Source organism: Streptomyces sp. Xyl84 (assembly GCF_059731885.1).
Genome location: NZ_AP029182.1, coordinates 6,370,139 through 6,385,200, shown reverse-complemented (window position 1 = coordinate 6,385,200; position 15,062 = coordinate 6,370,139). Strand labels below are relative to the sequence as shown.

The following is a 15,062-nucleotide window of genomic DNA, read 5'->3' as shown; positions in this document are numbered from 1 at the left end:
CGGGGGGCGGCCCGCGCTCCGGCTCCGGCTCCGGCTCCGGCTCCGGCTCCGGCGACCATGCCCCATACCAAGGCGACGGCCACGGGCACGGGCACGGGCGATCCGCCCGCCGGCCCGGGCCCCGGACCACGCACCCGTGGACGCGGCGGCGGCCCGGGCGGGCGGAAGGAGTAAAGTGCGGCCCCCGGCACCGGCGCGGGGCGCGGGGGCGCTGGCTACCCTGCGGTCATGCGCTTGCGGGTGACGCCACGTCAACGGTTGTACCTCGACTCGCTGATCGCGGCCGCCCTGCTGGGTGTCACGCTGGGCTTCGCCGCCGGGTACCGGCCTCTTGGCTGGCCCGCCTTCGACGCCCGCGCGGTCGTCCTGACCTGCCTGATCCACCTGCCCCTCGCGGTGCGCCGGGTGGCTCCGTGGCCGGTGCTGTGCGCCACGTGCGCCGGCCTCGCCCTGTACACCGCGTTCGGCTACCAGCCGTCCGTCAACGTGTGGTCACCGATGCTGGCGTTCTTCACGATCGCCGCCGCGCGGCCTCCCCGGGCAACCGCGCGGGCCGCCGTGCCGGTCACGGCCGCGTGGCTGTACAACGCGCTGGCGTCGCACGCGATGTCGTTCCTGGTGGCCCTGGGACAGACCCTCGTGGTCCTGCTCCTCGCCTGGGGCTTCGGCACGAACCTGCGCCGTCTGGAGCGGCAGAACACCGAACTGGACCGGCTGACCGCACGCCTGCGCGCAGAGGAGGGAGCACGCGCCCGGCACGCGGTCACGGAGGAACGCCTGCGGATCGCCCGCGAACTGCACGACGTGGTCGCCCACCACCTGTCGGTCGTCTCGGTGCAGAGCGGTCTGGCCCGGTACGTCTTCGACAGCGACGCCGAGAAGGCCCGGGCCGCCCTGCACACCATCGAGGACACCGCACGCGAGACGCTGGAGGAGATGCGCGGCCTGCTCCAGGTGCTGCGCGTCAGCCCGGACGGCACCGACGCCGTGTCCGGCCCGTCCACCGGACCCGACGCCGGTCTCGCCCGGCTGGACGAACTCGCCGCCCGGATGACCGCCGCGGGGCTCGTCGTCGAGACCGCCGTCACGGGCACGCCCCGGCCGCTGCCGCCGGGGGCGGACCTGTGCGCCTACCGCATCGTCCAGGAAGCCCTGACCAACACGCTGAAACACGCCGGTGCGCGTGCCCGTGTCCGGATCGCGTTGGCGTACGACACCGACGCGCTGGCCGTCACGGTGTCCGACGACGGCGGCCCCCCGACGGACGGCTCCCGTACGGCCCTCGGCGCTGCGCCGGTGACGCAGGGGACGTCGGTGACGCAGGCGGCGTCCCAGACCGTCGGCGGGAGGGACAGCCGAGCCGGGACCGAAGCCGGAGGCGGGGCGGACGCCGGAAGCCGTGCCGGTGCCGACGCCGGGAGCGTGGTCGCCGCCGTCCCCGGACCGCGAAGGGGCCTGGGCGGGCGGGCCGGGAGACCCGGCCGGCGCGCCGCGCAGGCCGGCCGGACCGAGGAGGGGACCGGCCCGGCCCCGGCGGGAACCGGGCACGGGTTGATCGGCATGCATGAACGCGTGAGGCTCTACGGCGGCAGTTTCCGCGCCGGGCCCGGACCGGAGGCCGGTTTCGAAGTGGCGTTCACGCTGCCCGTCCCCGACCGCAGCGCCCGGGACGGCCATCCGGCCGCAGCACCGCCCGCGAGACCGGGAACCGAACCGGGTCCGGGGCAACCACAGGGATGACAGGTGTGCGCGGCGCCGACGGGGCTTTTATCCCCCTCGACCCGCACGCCCCCGGGGCCGGCCGGACCGACGAGGCGAACGACCCCTCGCCGGACCGGCGGTGAAGCGGACGGGTCAGCGGTCAAGGGGGCGGGCCGGCGGTCGAGGGGGCGGGGCGGCGGGCGGGCGGCGGCTCAGGGGAGCTGCCAGTCGACCGGCTGCGCGCCCTGTCGCAGGAGCAGGTCGTTGGCCCGGCTGAAGGGGCGCGAACCGAAGAAGCCGCGGTCCGCCGACATGGGCGAGGGGTGGGCGGACTCGATCGCCGGGAGATCGCCGAGCAGCGGACGCAGATTGCGCGCGTCGCGCCCCCACAGGATCGACACCAGCGGCTTGCCGCGGGCCGCCAGCGCCCGGATGGCCTGCTCCGTGACCTCTTCCCAGCCCTTGCCCCGGTGCGCCGCGGGCTTGCGCGGCGCCGTCGTCAGCGCCCTGTTCAGCAGCAGCACGCCCTGCCGGGTCCACGGCGTCAGATCGCCGTTGGACGGCCTGGGCAGACCGAGGTCGGCATGGAGTTCCCGGAAGATGTTCTCCAGGCTGCCCGGCAGCGACCGCACCTCGGGCGAGACCGCGAAGCTCAGTCCGATGGCCATGCCGGGGGTGGGGTAGGGGTCCTGGCCGACGATGAGGACGCGCACGTCGTCGAACGGCTGCTGGAACGCCCGCAGCACATTGGCCCCGGACGGAAGGTAGGTCCGGCCGGCCGCTATCTCGGCTCTGAGGAAGTTCCCCATCGCGGCGATGCGTTCGGCCACGGGTTCGAGGGCCTTCGCCCAGCCCGCCTCGACGAGTTCATGCAACGGTCGTGGTGCCACGGCGCGTCACTCTACTGGCACAGGCCAGGACGCCGCACGGGCAGGGAGGTTCCGCACGGACGGGCCCGCGACGCCACCCTTCCCTGCCGTCGAGACCTTCCCGGTCTCCGGACCTCCCGGAAACCCGGGGAGGCGGCATGTCCGTGCGCCCGCCGGCCAGTGGCCCTCCGCCCGGTCCGGGCTGCGCCGACGCGGGGCCGGGACGGCTGGAGACGGCCGTCATGGGGGGGGCGGCCGGGTCCGCCTCCCCGGGTGACGCGCCGCGCGCCGCTCCCCGGATGTGTCCCCTCACGCCCCTTGAGGCCGGGTTCGCACCACACCGATCATTTCCGATCAGTGTGTACCTCATACGACAAAACCGGACGGAAACCGCTCACCCGACCCCTCCCCGAACAGGGGAACCCCGAAAGCCAGTAACATGCGGCGCCATGAGCTCCCCCACTGGGCCCGCGTCCGGCCTGCCTGTACGAATGCCGCGCCCCCGCCAGCCCGGACGGCACCGCCGACCCGAACCGCTGGCGGCTCCCGAGGGCGCGCCCGCGCTCGTCCTCGCGGTGCCGGGCACGCCCGGTGCCGCGGCGCGCTCCCTCGCCGAGGAGGTCGTGAGCATCGCCCGCTCCGAGCTTCCCGGTCTCGACGCCCTGATCGGGTACCTGGACGGGGACGGGGCGGAGTTCCCGACCCTGCAGTCGGTGCTGGCGCGCGCGGCGGACGAGCGCACGGCCCGCTACGAGCAGGCGCTGGCCGCCGGTGTGGACGTCAAGGAGCCCGAGGGTCCGGCCGCGGTCGTCGTACCGCTGCTGGCCGGTCCGGACAACGCGCTGCTGCGGCGGCTGCGCCAGGCCGTCATGGACAGCCGGGTCGCCGCCGAGCTGACCGATGTGCTCGGCCCGCACCCGTTGCTCGCGGAGGCCCTGCACGTGCGTCTGTCGGAGGCGGGGCTCGCGCGCGCCGACCGCGCCCGGCTGTTCACCGTGGCGACGGCCGCGGACGGCATCATCCTCGCGTCGGTCGGCGGCGAGGAGGCCGTGCAGGCGGCGGGGATCACCGGCATGCTGCTCGCCGCCCGCCTCGCGGTGCCCGTGATGGCCGCCGCCCTCGACCAGGAGGGTTCCGTCGCGGGCGTCGCCGAGCAGCTGCGTTCGTCCGGTTCGCAGCAGCTGGCCCTCGCGCCGTACCTGATCGGTCCGGAGATCGACGCCGAGCTGGTCGAGGCGGCCGTCAAGGAGGCGGACTGCTCCGCCGCCGAAGCGCTCGGCGCCTACCCGGCGATCGGCAAGCTCGCCCTGGCCAAGTACACGACCGCCCTGGGCATCGCCCCGCAGCAGCCGCAGGGCACGCCGGTGCGATGACGCCGCACCGGCGCCCGTAGCACTCGGGCGGCCGCGGCCACCGCGGTGGCACGGGCACCCGCAAGACCACTTCGAAGGGTCCGCTCCGCACAGGCCGGGGCGGGCCCTTCGCCGTGCCGTCACCGGCGGCACGGGGCGGAGCCGGCCGGGGCGTCAGCCGAAGACGACGCAGGACGCGGCGGCCACCTTGACCGAGCCGGCGCGTTCCGGGAGCCCCGTCTCCTGATGCACGGCGAACCAGGTGACGTCACCGGAGCGTTCGTTGGCGACGTAGAGGAATCCGTCGGACAGGGTGAGCGCCCTGGGCCAGTGGCCGCCGCAGGGGACGGTCGCCCGCAGCTCCAGCCGGCCTCCGCCGGCCTCGACGGCGAAGACCGAGAGCACGTCCTCGCCGCGCGTCGCCGTCCACACGAAGCGGCCGTCCGGTGCGACGGCGATGCCCGAGGGGTAGGCGTCGCCCGCCGGGGCGTCCGGCAGCACCTGGGTCTCGGCCAGCGGCCGCAGCGAGCCGGTCTCCGCCTCCCAGCGGCAGGCGGTGACGGTGGGCGTGAGTTCGTTGACGACGTACGCGTGCCGGGCGCCGGGGTGGAAGGCGAGGTGGCGGGGGCCCGAGCCGGGGCGGAGGGCGATCTCGCGGTGCAGGCCGAGGCTGCCGTCCGTCAGCGTGCACACCCGCACGGAGTCGGTGCCGAGGTCGACGCTGACGGCCCAGCGGCCGCTCGGGTCGGGCTGCACCTGGTGGGCGTGCGGCGCGCGCTGTCTGCGTTCGTGCGGACCGGAACCGGTGTGCCGCAGCACGTCGGACGCGCCCTGCCCGAGGCGGCCGTCCGCCCGGAGGGGGACGGCGCTGACGCTGCCGGAGCCGTAGTTGGCGGTGAGAACGTGTCCGTCGACCAGGCTGAGGTGGGTGGGGCCGCTGCCGCCGACCCGGACCGGCGGGCCAGTGAGTTCGACCGTCTCGCCCTTCACCCGGTACGCGGCCAGTGCGCCCTCGGCGGTCTCGCTGACCGCGTACAGCGTGCCGGCGTCGGCCGACAGGGCGAGGTACGACGGGTCCAGCACGCCGTCCACGCTGCTCAGCACGGTCAGCGCGCCGTCCTCCGCCACGGCCGCGGTGACCACACCGGGCCCTCCCGCCGCCGTGAACGACCCGATGAAGGCCCGTCGCCGCCTGCCGTCCTCGTCCGCCACCTCTGATCCCCTCTCCGTCGACCCGTTGCGGGTGACGGTAGCAGTCGATCAAGAACGGTCTAGACCAAGGCGCAGGAGTGTCCCGCCGGTGCCGCCGGGACCGTCGCGTCAGGCACCGACCAGCGGCGAGCCCGACGGCGCCCGCAGCGGTGCGGCCAGTTCCGCGAGCGCCCGTTCCAGACCGTGCAGGTGGGCGAGCGCGGGCGGCTCCGCGGCGGCCCCGGGCGTGCCGGTGGCGTCGAGGGGTCCGCCATCGCCGTCGGTGAGGGCCTGGACCGCGGCCTCCACCCGCCAGCAGGCGGCGGCCAGGCGCGCGTCGTGGGACGCCTCGGGGTCGGCGGCGACCGCGACCAGTCCGCGGACCTCGCGGGCGCAGTCGTCGAGCAGCGCGAGCACCCGGCGGGCGCGCCGCTTGCGGCCCCGCATCGGGTTCAGCGGATGGACCAGCGGCGCCACGGAGAGCCGGACCCGGCCGAGCAGGTGTTCCAGTTCGGCCACGCGGTGCGCGGGGTCGGCGTCCGCCGCGCCCGCGAGCCGGGCGGCGGCCTCGGCGGTGCAGGCGTGGACGCAGCGCAGGGCGTGCTGGATCCAGGCGCCGGTGACGGCATGGGTGCTGACCGGCAGCACGAACAGCACGGCGAGCCAGGCACCGAGCGCCCCGACGGCCGTCTCCCCCAGCCGCAGGGCGAGCAGCCCGGGGGTGAGGACGCCGAGGAGCCCGTAGAGCGAGACGGCGAGCAGGGTGACCCACAGCATCATCCAGGTGTAGGACACGGCGGCCGTGTAGAAGATCCCGAAGACGGCCACGGCGACCAGCACGGCGGTGGGCAGGGGAGTCCCGTGCAGGGGGGCGACGAGCAGGGCGCCGAGGACGAGGCCGAGCACCGTGCCGAGGACCCGGCGGAAGCCGCGGACCAGGGTCTCCCCGCGGGATGCGGTGTTGACGAAGACCCACCAGGTCGCCCCGACCGCCCAGTACCAGCGCTGTCCGGACACCAGCTGGCCCACGACGAGCGCGAAGCCGGCCCCCGCGGTCGCCTGGACGGCCTGCCGGGTGGTCACCCGGGCCAGTCCGCTGCCGCCCGGCGGTGCGGGCACGGCGGCCGGGGACTGGCGGCGCTCGTAGCACCACAGCCCGAAGCGGACCGCCGCCGCGCTGAGCACGGACAGGACCATCGCGGCCGACAGGTCGGGCAGCCGGCCGGTCGTGGCGTGCAGGAACTGGGCCACGAAGAAGGTCATGAACGCGAAGACGCCCAGGCTGTGGCCGCGCGGCCCCCAGCGGCGCGCGTACACGCCCGCGCCGACCAGGGCGAGGAAGGTGAGGTCACGGGCGACCGGGAGGTCGTGCAGGCAGGCCGCGGCGGCGAGGACGGGGATGCCGGCCACGGGCAGCAGCGCCGTGGTGACCGCCTGGCCGCGCACCGTGGGGTCGGAGACCGTGAACAGGGCGAGCAGCGCGGCGAGCCCACCGGTGACGGCGCCGGGCAGCGAGTGGCCGGCCAGGCCGCACACGACGGTGGCCAGAGCGATCCCGAGCACGGCGCGGGACGCGAACCGCAGCCGCGCCCGCCCGGGGTCCGGAGCCGCGAACACCCTCTTCAGCACTGATGACCGCCCCCTCGGCAGACGTCGGACACGACACGAAAAAGGCGCCGCGGTGATCCGCAGCGCCATCGACACGTCCATCACAGCACCTCCGAGGCCCCTGGCTCAAGTCATCGCAGGATCACTGGTCCATTGGCCCACTCCGCTGTGCGAAGACCGGCCCGTCAGCGGGCCAATGGACGAGATCACCTGGCCCACCCGCATCGCACCCGACTGAGCCATTGGTACAGTCGGGGTGCATCGACCCGCCGCTGGGAGGCCGGAGCCGTCATGGCCGTGGACGAACTCGACACCCGCATCCTGCGGCTGCTCCTCGAACAGCCGCGCACCAGTGTGCGGGAGTACGCCCGCCTCCTCGGCATCGCACGCGGCACGCTCCAGGCCCGGCTGGACCGACTGGAGCGGGACGGGGTGATCACCGGGACGGGACCTTCGCTCTCCCCGGCCGCCCTCGGTCATCCGGTGCTGGCGTTCGTGCACATCGAGGTGACCCAGGGCCACCTGGACGACGTGGGGGACGCGCTGGCCGGGGTGCCCGAGATCGTCGAGGCGTTCTCCATCACCGGCGGCGGCGACCTCCTCACCCGGGTGGTGGCGCGGGACAACGCCCACCTGGAGGACGTGATCCAGAAGCTGATCAGCCTGCCCGGCGTGGTCCGCACCCGCACCGAGGTGGCCCTGCGCGAACGCGTCCCGCACCGGCTGCTGCCTCTCGTGGAGTCGATCGGACGTACGACCGGGTAGTGATCCCACCGCGCGATCCGGCGGCCCGTGCGGGAGCCGACGGACCGCGCGGGAGCCGGACCGACCGCATGCCGCGCCACCGTCCGCGTGCCGACGATCGGTTACGAGCCGACGACGCGGCTACGAGCTGCGGCGGGGCCTGCCCCGCCGAGCGCCCTTGGCCGAGCCCTGGGAGCCCGCTCCCCTGGCCCCGCGCGGCGCCCCGCGGGAGCCACCCTTGGGCGCGGCGCCCTTTCCGGCGCCCGCGGCCGTCCTGCCCGAGCCCTTGCTCCCGGCCTTGCCCGTGCCACCGGCTGCGCCCGTCCTGCCCGCCGCTGGTTTCCGGCCGCCGGTCACGCCAGGGGCCTGGGCGGCGGTCCGGCCCCGGGTGCTGTTGACGGTCCGGCCGCGCACGATGCCGATGAAGTCGTCGACCAGGTCGGTGGTCGCCTCCTCGGGCCACACCAGCCCGACACCCGACTGCGGGGCGTCGACGACGGGCCGGTAGGTCAGGTCCCTGCGGTGGTGGAGCCGGGCCAGCGACTGGGGGACGATCAGCAGGCCCACGCCCGCCGCCACCAGTTCGATCGCGTCCTCCGTGGTGGCCGGGCGTTCGAAGGCGGGCTCCCCCGGCGGCCGCTCCCAGCCGAGGACGTCGTCCAGGGGATGGAGGACGACCTCGTCGGCCAGGTCGGCGACGGACACCTCGTCCGCCGCCGTCACCAGGTGGTCCCTGGGGACGACGACCACCGTGGTCTCGGTGTAGAGGGGGATCGCGCTGAAGAACGTACGGTCCACGGGCAGCCGTACGACGCCCGCGTCCGCGGCGCCCTCGCGCAGCGCCGCCGGTGCCTCGGCGGCCGGGAGCTGCACGAGGTCGAGGGGGACGTCGGGCAGGCGCTCGTTCCAGATCCGCACCCACTTCGCGGGCGTCACCCCGGGGACGTACGCCAGCCGGAACGTGGGGGATGCTTCCGAGCCTGTCACCCGGCCAGGTTACCCGCCCCCGCCCGGTCCGTCGGCGCGTGGTCGGAACCCCCTGCGCCGGTCGATAGTCTGGACACCATGAAGTCGCACCAGACCACCCAGACGATGAAGCCCGCCACGGCGGCGAAGAAGCTGGGTGTGTACCTGCCCGCCACGCCCGCCGAGTTCCAGGAGGGCGTCGTCTCGCGTGCCGAGCTGGACCAGCTCCAGGCCGATCCGCCCGAGTGGCTGCGGGAGCTGCGACGTGACGGCCCGCACCCCCGTCCGGTGGTCGCGGCCAAGCTCGGGGTCTCCATCGCGGGTCTGGCGCGCGGCGGGGTCACCGAGGCGCTCACCACCGAGCAGATCGAGGCCCTCAAGCAGGAGCGGCCCAAGTGGCTGGAGAAGGAACGCGCCACCCAGGCGGAGGTCCGCAAGGAGGCGGCCCGGCTGAAGAAGCGGGACGCCGAGCGCGCCGAGGAGGGTCACGGCCCGCAGAGCTGACGGGAGCCCGGCAGGAGAGGGTCCGCCCACCGGACGGACCCGACGCCCGCCTGCTCCCCCACGCCGGCTTGATCCTCATGGCGGCCCGACCCTGCGCCAGGCCGGTCCCCATGACGGCCTGGTCCCACCGCCGGGCCGGTCCCCCCGCCTGTTCGGTCCCCACGGCGCCATGCCCCCGTGCCGGGCCGATCCCACGCCGACTGGCCCCGTACCGGACGGTGCCTGTCGCCGTGCCGGGCCTCTGGGGCTCCGTACCTGAGAAGGCCTGACGCCGGAAGAGTCCTGACGGCGGAAACGGCCGGTTGCCTCGGCAGGGCACACAGACGGTCGGTCCCATGCTTCCGCGCGCTCCCGTGCGCCCCCGTTGCTCGGCGCAGGGGAGGCCGGTCACGCGTTGGACTGGGCAGGACATGGTGCGAACGCCAAGCCCTGAAAGACCGCCCGAGTTGTGTGTGCCGACCGAGGCAGGTGGTATTCGATGAGCGGTGCGTCAACCGGTGCCCTGTCCACGACGGACCGGTCCGACCGGTCCTGGACCGTGGGTACTGCGCCAGGCATATTCCCTTTCTTCAGCCACGGTATCGCCTTGTTCCGCCGTCCACTGGCGTTCGTGAACTCTCTGCCGGAACGCGGCGACATTGTCCGGATCCGGCTGGGCCCGCTGCCCGCCTGGGTGGTGTGCCATCCTCAGCTGGTCCACCGCATGCTCGTGGACACGCGTACGTTCGACAAGGGCGGTCCCCAGTACGACCGGCTGCGGACGCTGATGGGCGACGGCCTGGTCACCAGCCGCCAGGACACGCACCGCCGGCAGCGCCGCCTGCTGCAACCGCGTTTCCACGCCACCCGCGTCGCCGCGTACACCGAGCTGATGGCATCCGAGACCGCGGCGCTGTGCGATGCGTGGCGGCCCGGGCAGCCGATCGACGTCAGCGCCGCGATGATGACGCTGACCACCCGGGTCACCAGCCGGGTCCTCCTCTCCGACACCCTGGACGAGGCGGCGGCCGCCGAGCTGAGGAGCTGTCTGTCCACGGTCGTGCGCGGGCTGTTCGTCCGCACGGTGGTGCCGCTGGACGCGCCCTTCCGCTTACCCCTGCCGGCCAACCGTCGCTACCGGCACGCCCTCGCACGCCTGCACGGCCTGGTCGGCGCGGCCGTAGCGCAGCGCCGCGCGGACGCTCCGCGGGACGACCTGCTCGGCACCCTGCTGGCCGCCGAGCGCGGTGACGACGGGCCGCCGATCACCGGACGGGAGGTCCACGACCACCTCATCACCCTCCTGCTCACCGGAGTGGAGACCACCGCCCTGTGCCTGGCGTCCCTCTTCAGCCTGCTGGCCCGGCACCCGCAGGCGGAGCGCCGGGTGCACGCGGAGGTCGACGCGGTGCTCGGCGGGCGCGCGCCCACGACCGCCGATCTGCCGCGTCTGGTGCACACCGGCAACACCGTCACCGAGACGCTGCGGCACTCCCCTCCCGGCTGGCTCTTCACCCGCGTCACCACCGAGGAGACCGAACTCGGCGGCTGCCGGCTGCCCCGCGGGGCCACCGTCCTCTACAGCCCCTACCTGCTCCACCACGATCCCGCGTCGTTCCCCGACCCGGAACGGTTCCTGCCGGACCGCTGGCTGCCGAGCGCCGCGGATGCCGTGCCGCCGGGCGCGATGCTCCCGTTCGCCGCCGGCAACCGCAAGTGCATCGGGGACGCGTTCGCCGTGGCGGAGGCCACCGTGGCGCTCGCGACCGTCGCCGGGCGGGTGCGGCTGCGCCATCGGCCCGGGCCGCCGGCCCGGCCGCGCCCCGCGGTGACCCTGGGGCCGCGGTCGCTGGTGATGACCTGTGAACCGCGCACGGACCGTCCGCAGGACCTCTCCGAACCGAAGGGCAGGTGACAGTGGTGTCGACGACCCAGGAACGCGCGGTACCGCGCCAGGGAGCCAAGGGAGTCCCGGCCGCCGCGGCCACCGACCGCGCGGCCGATCCGGCGGCCACGCTGAACGATCTGATCGACGCCCACCTGTACATGCCCTTCCCCTTCCGCAGCAACCGCCACGAGGCCGAGGCGGCGGCGGGCACGGACGCCTGGCTGGACAGCTGCGGGCTGACCGCCGGACCCGGGGTGGCGAAGATGATCGCCCGTACCCGTCCCGCCCAGCTCGCCTCGTACATCACCCCGGACGCCGACGCGGACATCCTGCTGCTCGTCGCCCGTCAGATCGCCTACCAGTTCGTCTTCGACGACCGGGCGGAGGAGGTGGGGCTGGGCGGGGCCGACCGGCTGCTGCCCATGCTGTGCGAGAGCGTCGCGATCCTCCGCGACGGCCGGCCGCCGACGACGGCCCTCGGCGCGGCCCTGGCCGACCTGCACCGCCAGGTCCGGCAGCGCTGCACCCCCGGCCAGGCGGCGCGGTGGGCGTCGAACAGCCGTGAGTACGTGCACGGCCTGATGTACGAGGCGGTCGCCCAGAACGGGAGCGCGCCGCCGCACATGGGGGTGTGCACGTCGATACGGTCGCTGACCGCCGGCGTGGAGCCGTTCTATCCGCTCTGCGAGGCGGCGGAGGCGCAGGAGATGCGGCCGCAGGAACTCCATCACCCGCTGATGCGGCGGCTGACCCGGCTGTCCGTGGACGCCGCGGTGTGGATACCGGACCTGTACTCGGCGGTGAAGGAGCAGCGTGCGGGCGGCCTGATCAACCTGGCCCTCGGCTACCAGCGGGCGTACGACTGCTCCCTGGCCGAGGCCGTGCTGCCGGCCATCGCGCGGATCAACGGCACCATCCGCGAGTTCCAGCGGATCCGCGCGGAACTCCGGCCGGAACTGAGCGCCGCCGGCCTCGGCTACGTGGACGGGATGAGCGGCTGGATCCGCGGGTGCTACCACTGGTCGCGGACGGTACCGCGCTACGCCGACTCCGCACAGGCGCCCGCCCGTTAGGACCTGCCGCCCGCTCGGCCCCCGGCCTTCGGCCCGCCTGTCCGTCCCGCGGTCTTCGACCCGCCCATTCGGCCGGAGTTACCCACTTGGAGGGCACCTCAATCCCCTGTGAGGGCTGATTCACCCTTCCTTGCCCCTTGCGTGCCCCGTTCGGCCGCCCGGGGGCTGCCCGGGCGTACGCTCTGGCTTCCCCCGGAGGACAGGGCCCAAGGACAGGAAGCGGTAGGGCACATGGCACATGAGCCGTGGCAGTCACACACCGAACACCGACCCCTGCTCGAACGCCAGCGGGAACTGCGCGTGCTCGACGCCGCGTTGGCCGACCTCGCCGCGTCCGCCGACGGTGCCCCGCGCCGTGGCGGGCTGCTCGCCTTCACGGGCGCGGCGGGGCTGGGCAAGACGACGCTCATGGCGCAGTTGCGCGCCCGTGCCGCCGCGCGGGGACTCACGGTGCTCTCGGGCCGGGGCGGGGAGACGGAGCAGGAACTCGCCTTCCACGTGGTGCGGCAGCTCGTGCAGCCCCCGCTGGCGGCGATGCCCGGACCGGAACGCCGCGCGTTCCTGGGCAGTTGGTACGACATCGTCGCCACCGCGCTCGGTCTGGAGGCGTCCGGCAGCGCCCGCGTGCCCGACCCAACCGGGGTGCGGGACGGCCTGGACTGGGTGATGACGCGCCTGGCCGTGGAGCAGGCGCCGGTCGTGCTGCTGCTCGACGACGCGCACTGGGCCGACGCCGAGTCCCTGAGCTGGCTCGCCTCCTTCGCGGCGCGCATCGAGAACCTTCCGCTGCTGATCGTCGTCGCCTACCGCCCCGGCGAACTGCCGCCCGAGGCCACCGCGTTCCGGTCGCTGCTCGAACACCACGAGAACCGTCCGCACGCCCTCATGCCGCTCTCCGCGGCGGGCGTCGCCCGGATCATCAGGGACCATCTGGGCGAGGGAGCCGAGGAGGAGTTCTGCGCGGAGTGCTGGACGGTCACCGAGGGGCGCCCGTTCGAAGCGGTGGAGCTGGCGATCCGGCTGGCCGAACGGGAGGTGCGGGGCACCGGGGACGAGCTGCCGGTCATGCGCGACCTGGCCTCGGCGATCAAGGGCCCGGGACTGCTGGACCGGCTGCGCCGGCTCGGCACGACGACCGTGCGTTTCGCCTCGGCCGCCGCCGTGCTGGGCACCTCCGTCTCACCGGAACTGGCCGCCACGATCGCCGTGGTCGGTGTGGAGCAGGCCGCACAGGAGACCGCGAAGCTGCGGGCCGCCGGGATCCTGACCGACAGCCAGTCCCCCGGCGGCGGACTCGAGTTCGCGCATCCGCTGATCGCCACGGCGATCTACCAGTCCATCCAGCCGGGCTTTCGGGTCGGCCTGCACAACGCCGCCGCGGTGGCCGTCCGCGCCGCGGGGCTCGGGCCCACGGCCGCCGCGCGGCATCTGCTGGAGGTCCCGTGCGAGGCCAGGCCCGAGGCGGTCGAGTGCCTGCGGGAGGCCGGCCGTGAGTACCTGCGGGCGGGGGCTCCCGAAGCCGCCCGCCGGGTGCTGACCCGGGCGCTGCAGGAGCCGCCGCTGCCCGAGGACCGGGCCGCGCTCCTGCACGAACTGGCCTGCGCGACCTTCCTCATCGAGCCCGCGGCCACCGTCACCCTTCTCCGGGAGGCGCTGGCGGAGCCGGACCTCGCTCCCGATCTGCGGGCCTCCGTCGTCTACCGGCTGACGCAGGCCCTGGCCCACACGGACCGCATGGCGGAGGCCGCCCGCGTGGCCGCCGAGGAGGCACAGCAGGCCACCGATCCGCGGACACGGCTGCGCATGCAGGCCGATCACTTCGTGTGGAGCGCCTTCCGCAGCGACGAACCCGACTCACCTGCCCGGTCCCGCAAGCTGGCGCGGCTGGCCGGACGGCTGACGGGGCGCACCCTGGAGGAGCGCTACATCCTGGGACTGCGCGCCTGGGACGCCATGGTGCGCGGGGAGCACCGGCAGACCGTCCTGGAACACGCCGAGAGGGCGCTGCGCGGAGGGCTGAGCTGGACCGACGAGCACCGGGGTTTCGAGGTCCCCGCCTCGGTCGCCCTGCTGTTCATGTACTGCGACCAGCCCCGGCGGGCCGAGGAACTGTTCGGCCGGGGCATCGCCGAGTGCACGGACAAGGGCTGGCGCGGCTCCCACCTGGCCCTGGGGCAGACTCTCCTCGGCTACATCCGCTACCACCGCGGCTGTCTGGCCGAGGCGGAGGACCTGGTTCTGGAGGGCCTGCGGATCGCCGACCGGGTGGAAGGCGCGGTTCCGGCCCAGTGGTTCGCGGTCGGTGTCCTGATCCAGACCCTGCTGGCCCGCGGCCGGGTCAAGGAGGCCCGGCAGGTCGCCGACGAGCACCGCTTCGGCGAGACCGCGCCGAACGCGGTCATCTACCCCGACCCCCGCACGGTCTACGCCGAGCTGCTGCTGGTGGAGGGCCGCGACGCCGAGGCGGTGCGGCTGCTGGCCGGCGTCGGTGACCGGCTGGACGCCCGGGCCTGGCGCAATCCGGCGTGGTGCCCCTGGCAGCTGGACCTGGCATCGGCGCTGGCCCCCACGGCCCCTGAGCGTGCCGTCGGCCTGGCGACGGAAGCCGTCGCGCGGGCGCGGGCCTTCGGCGCCGCGTCGGCCACCGGGCAGGCGCTGCGCACCCTGGCCGAGGTCACCGGCGGACCGGCTGCGCTCGATCTGCACGCGGAGGCGGTGTGCCTGCTGGAGGGGTCCCCGGCAGGCTACGAGCTGGCCCGCGCGCTGGTCGGGCACGGCGCGGCGCTCGCCCGCAACGGCAGGCTCCCCGAGGCCGCCGACCGCCTGTACCGGGGGCTGGAGACCGCCGTGCACTGCGGGGCGGAGGCCCTGGCCGGCCGGGCCCGGGCGGAGCTGTCGGCCGCGGGGATGCGCCCGCTGCCTCTGCGGTACGGGCAGACCGACACGCTCACCGCCCAGGAACGCAGGGCCGCCGAGCTGGCCGCTCAGGGGCACCCGGTCGCGGTGGTCGCCAAGGAGTTGCACCTCACCGAGCGGGGAGTGCGCCAGCTCCTCTCCTCCGTGTACCGGAAGGTCGGCACCGACGCGGCCGGTCTCGCCGCCGCCCTGGAGACCTTTCCCCGGTCCTGCCCCTGAGCGCGGAGGCGACCGTGGCCGGGACACGGCCCGGACGCCGCTGTCCGGTGCG

The 15,062-nt window shown here is 74.8% G+C and carries 11 protein-coding genes; 7 read left to right on the top strand and 4 right to left on the bottom strand.

Annotated elements, in window-relative coordinates; genetic code table 11:
• Positions 1 to 228: 228 nt before the first annotated feature.
• Entirely contained in the window at positions 229 to 1,740 is a 1,512-nt protein-coding gene (locus AC6I72_RS27805; protein WP_498003877.1) for a histidine kinase, read from the top strand.
• Between the two features lie 173 nt (positions 1,741 to 1,913).
• Here AC6I72_RS27805 and AC6I72_RS27800 read toward each other — a convergent pair whose 3' ends face one another.
• Positions 1,914 to 2,591: a uracil-DNA glycosylase gene (locus tag AC6I72_RS27800; protein WP_498003876.1), complete on the bottom strand. Its 678-nt coding sequence runs from the start codon at positions 2,589 to 2,591 to the stop codon at positions 1,914 to 1,916.
• A 428-nt stretch (positions 2,592 to 3,019) separates the two neighbouring features.
• On the opposite strand from AC6I72_RS27800, the gene AC6I72_RS27795 reads away from it, so the two are divergent.
• Positions 3,020 to 3,943 carry a sirohydrochlorin chelatase gene (locus AC6I72_RS27795; RefSeq protein ID WP_498003875.1) on the top strand — a complete coding sequence of 308 codons (924 nt, stop codon included), beginning with the start codon at positions 3,020 to 3,022 and terminating at the stop codon, positions 3,941 to 3,943.
• 153 nt (positions 3,944 to 4,096) lie between these two features.
• Here the strand turns inward: AC6I72_RS27795 and AC6I72_RS27790 are convergent, their stop codons facing one another.
• The gene (locus AC6I72_RS27790) at positions 4,097 to 5,134 is read right to left on the bottom strand and encodes a lactonase family protein (protein ID WP_498003874.1); all 1,038 of its coding nucleotides are present in this window, start codon (positions 5,132 to 5,134) and stop codon (positions 4,097 to 4,099) included.
• A gap of 108 nt (positions 5,135 to 5,242) precedes the next feature.
• Complete coding sequence (locus AC6I72_RS27785; protein WP_498003873.1) at positions 5,243 to 6,742, bottom strand: FUSC family protein; 1,500 nt, start codon at positions 6,740 to 6,742, stop codon at positions 5,243 to 5,245.
• Positions 6,743 to 7,012: 270 nt separating this feature from the next.
• Here AC6I72_RS27785 and AC6I72_RS27780 point away from each other — a divergent pair, with 270 nt between their 5' ends.
• Positions 7,013 to 7,486 (top strand): Lrp/AsnC family transcriptional regulator, encoded by a 474-nt coding sequence (locus tag AC6I72_RS27780; RefSeq protein WP_498003872.1) that lies wholly within the window; start codon positions 7,013 to 7,015, stop codon positions 7,484 to 7,486.
• A 120-nt stretch (positions 7,487 to 7,606) separates the two neighbouring features.
• On the opposite strand, the gene AC6I72_RS27775 is transcribed toward AC6I72_RS27780, so the two are convergent.
• Positions 7,607 to 8,452, bottom strand: a complete 846-nt coding sequence (locus tag AC6I72_RS27775) for a LysR substrate-binding domain-containing protein (protein ID WP_498003871.1) — start codon at positions 8,450 to 8,452, stop codon at positions 7,607 to 7,609.
• A 78-nt stretch (positions 8,453 to 8,530) separates the two neighbouring features.
• On the opposite strand from AC6I72_RS27775, the gene AC6I72_RS27770 reads away from it, so the two are divergent.
• The 4 genes from AC6I72_RS27770 (at position 8,531) to AC6I72_RS27755 (ending at position 15,010) form a co-directional block, all read left to right on the top strand.
• Positions 8,531 to 8,935 carry a DUF5997 family protein gene (locus AC6I72_RS27770; protein ID WP_498003870.1) on the top strand — a complete coding sequence of 135 codons (405 nt, stop codon included), beginning with the start codon at positions 8,531 to 8,533 and terminating at the stop codon, positions 8,933 to 8,935.
• Positions 8,936 to 9,545: 610 nt separating this feature from the next.
• On the top strand, positions 9,546 to 10,829 hold the full coding sequence (locus AC6I72_RS27765; RefSeq protein ID WP_498003869.1) for a cytochrome P450: 1,284 nt from the start codon (positions 9,546 to 9,548) through the stop codon (positions 10,827 to 10,829).
• A gap of 5 nt (positions 10,830 to 10,834) precedes the next feature.
• Positions 10,835 to 11,875, top strand: a complete 1,041-nt coding sequence (locus AC6I72_RS27760; protein WP_498003868.1) for a (-)-alpha-amorphene synthase — start codon at positions 10,835 to 10,837, stop codon at positions 11,873 to 11,875.
• A gap of 231 nt (positions 11,876 to 12,106) precedes the next feature.
• The gene (locus AC6I72_RS27755; RefSeq protein ID WP_498003867.1) at positions 12,107 to 15,010 is read left to right on the top strand and encodes an ATP-binding protein; all 2,904 of its coding nucleotides are present in this window, start codon (positions 12,107 to 12,109) and stop codon (positions 15,008 to 15,010) included.
• Positions 15,011 to 15,062: the final 52 nt, after the last annotated feature.

What these genes read in the sequence shown, in the direction of transcription:
- AC6I72_RS27755 (WP_498003867.1), top strand. Translation starts at nt 12,107, where the DNA reads ATGGCACATGAGCCGTGGCAGTCACACACCGAACACCGACCCCTGCTC.
- AC6I72_RS27805 (WP_498003877.1), top strand. Translation starts at nt 229, where the DNA reads ATGCGCTTGCGGGTGACGCCACGTCAACGGTTGTACCTCGACTCGCTG.
- AC6I72_RS27780 (WP_498003872.1), top strand. Translation starts at nt 7,013, where the DNA reads ATGGCCGTGGACGAACTCGACACCCGCATCCTGCGGCTGCTCCTCGAA.
- AC6I72_RS27770 (WP_498003870.1), top strand. Translation starts at nt 8,531, where the DNA reads ATGAAGTCGCACCAGACCACCCAGACGATGAAGCCCGCCACGGCGGCG.
- AC6I72_RS27795 (WP_498003875.1), top strand. Translation starts at nt 3,020, where the DNA reads ATGAGCTCCCCCACTGGGCCCGCGTCCGGCCTGCCTGTACGAATGCCG.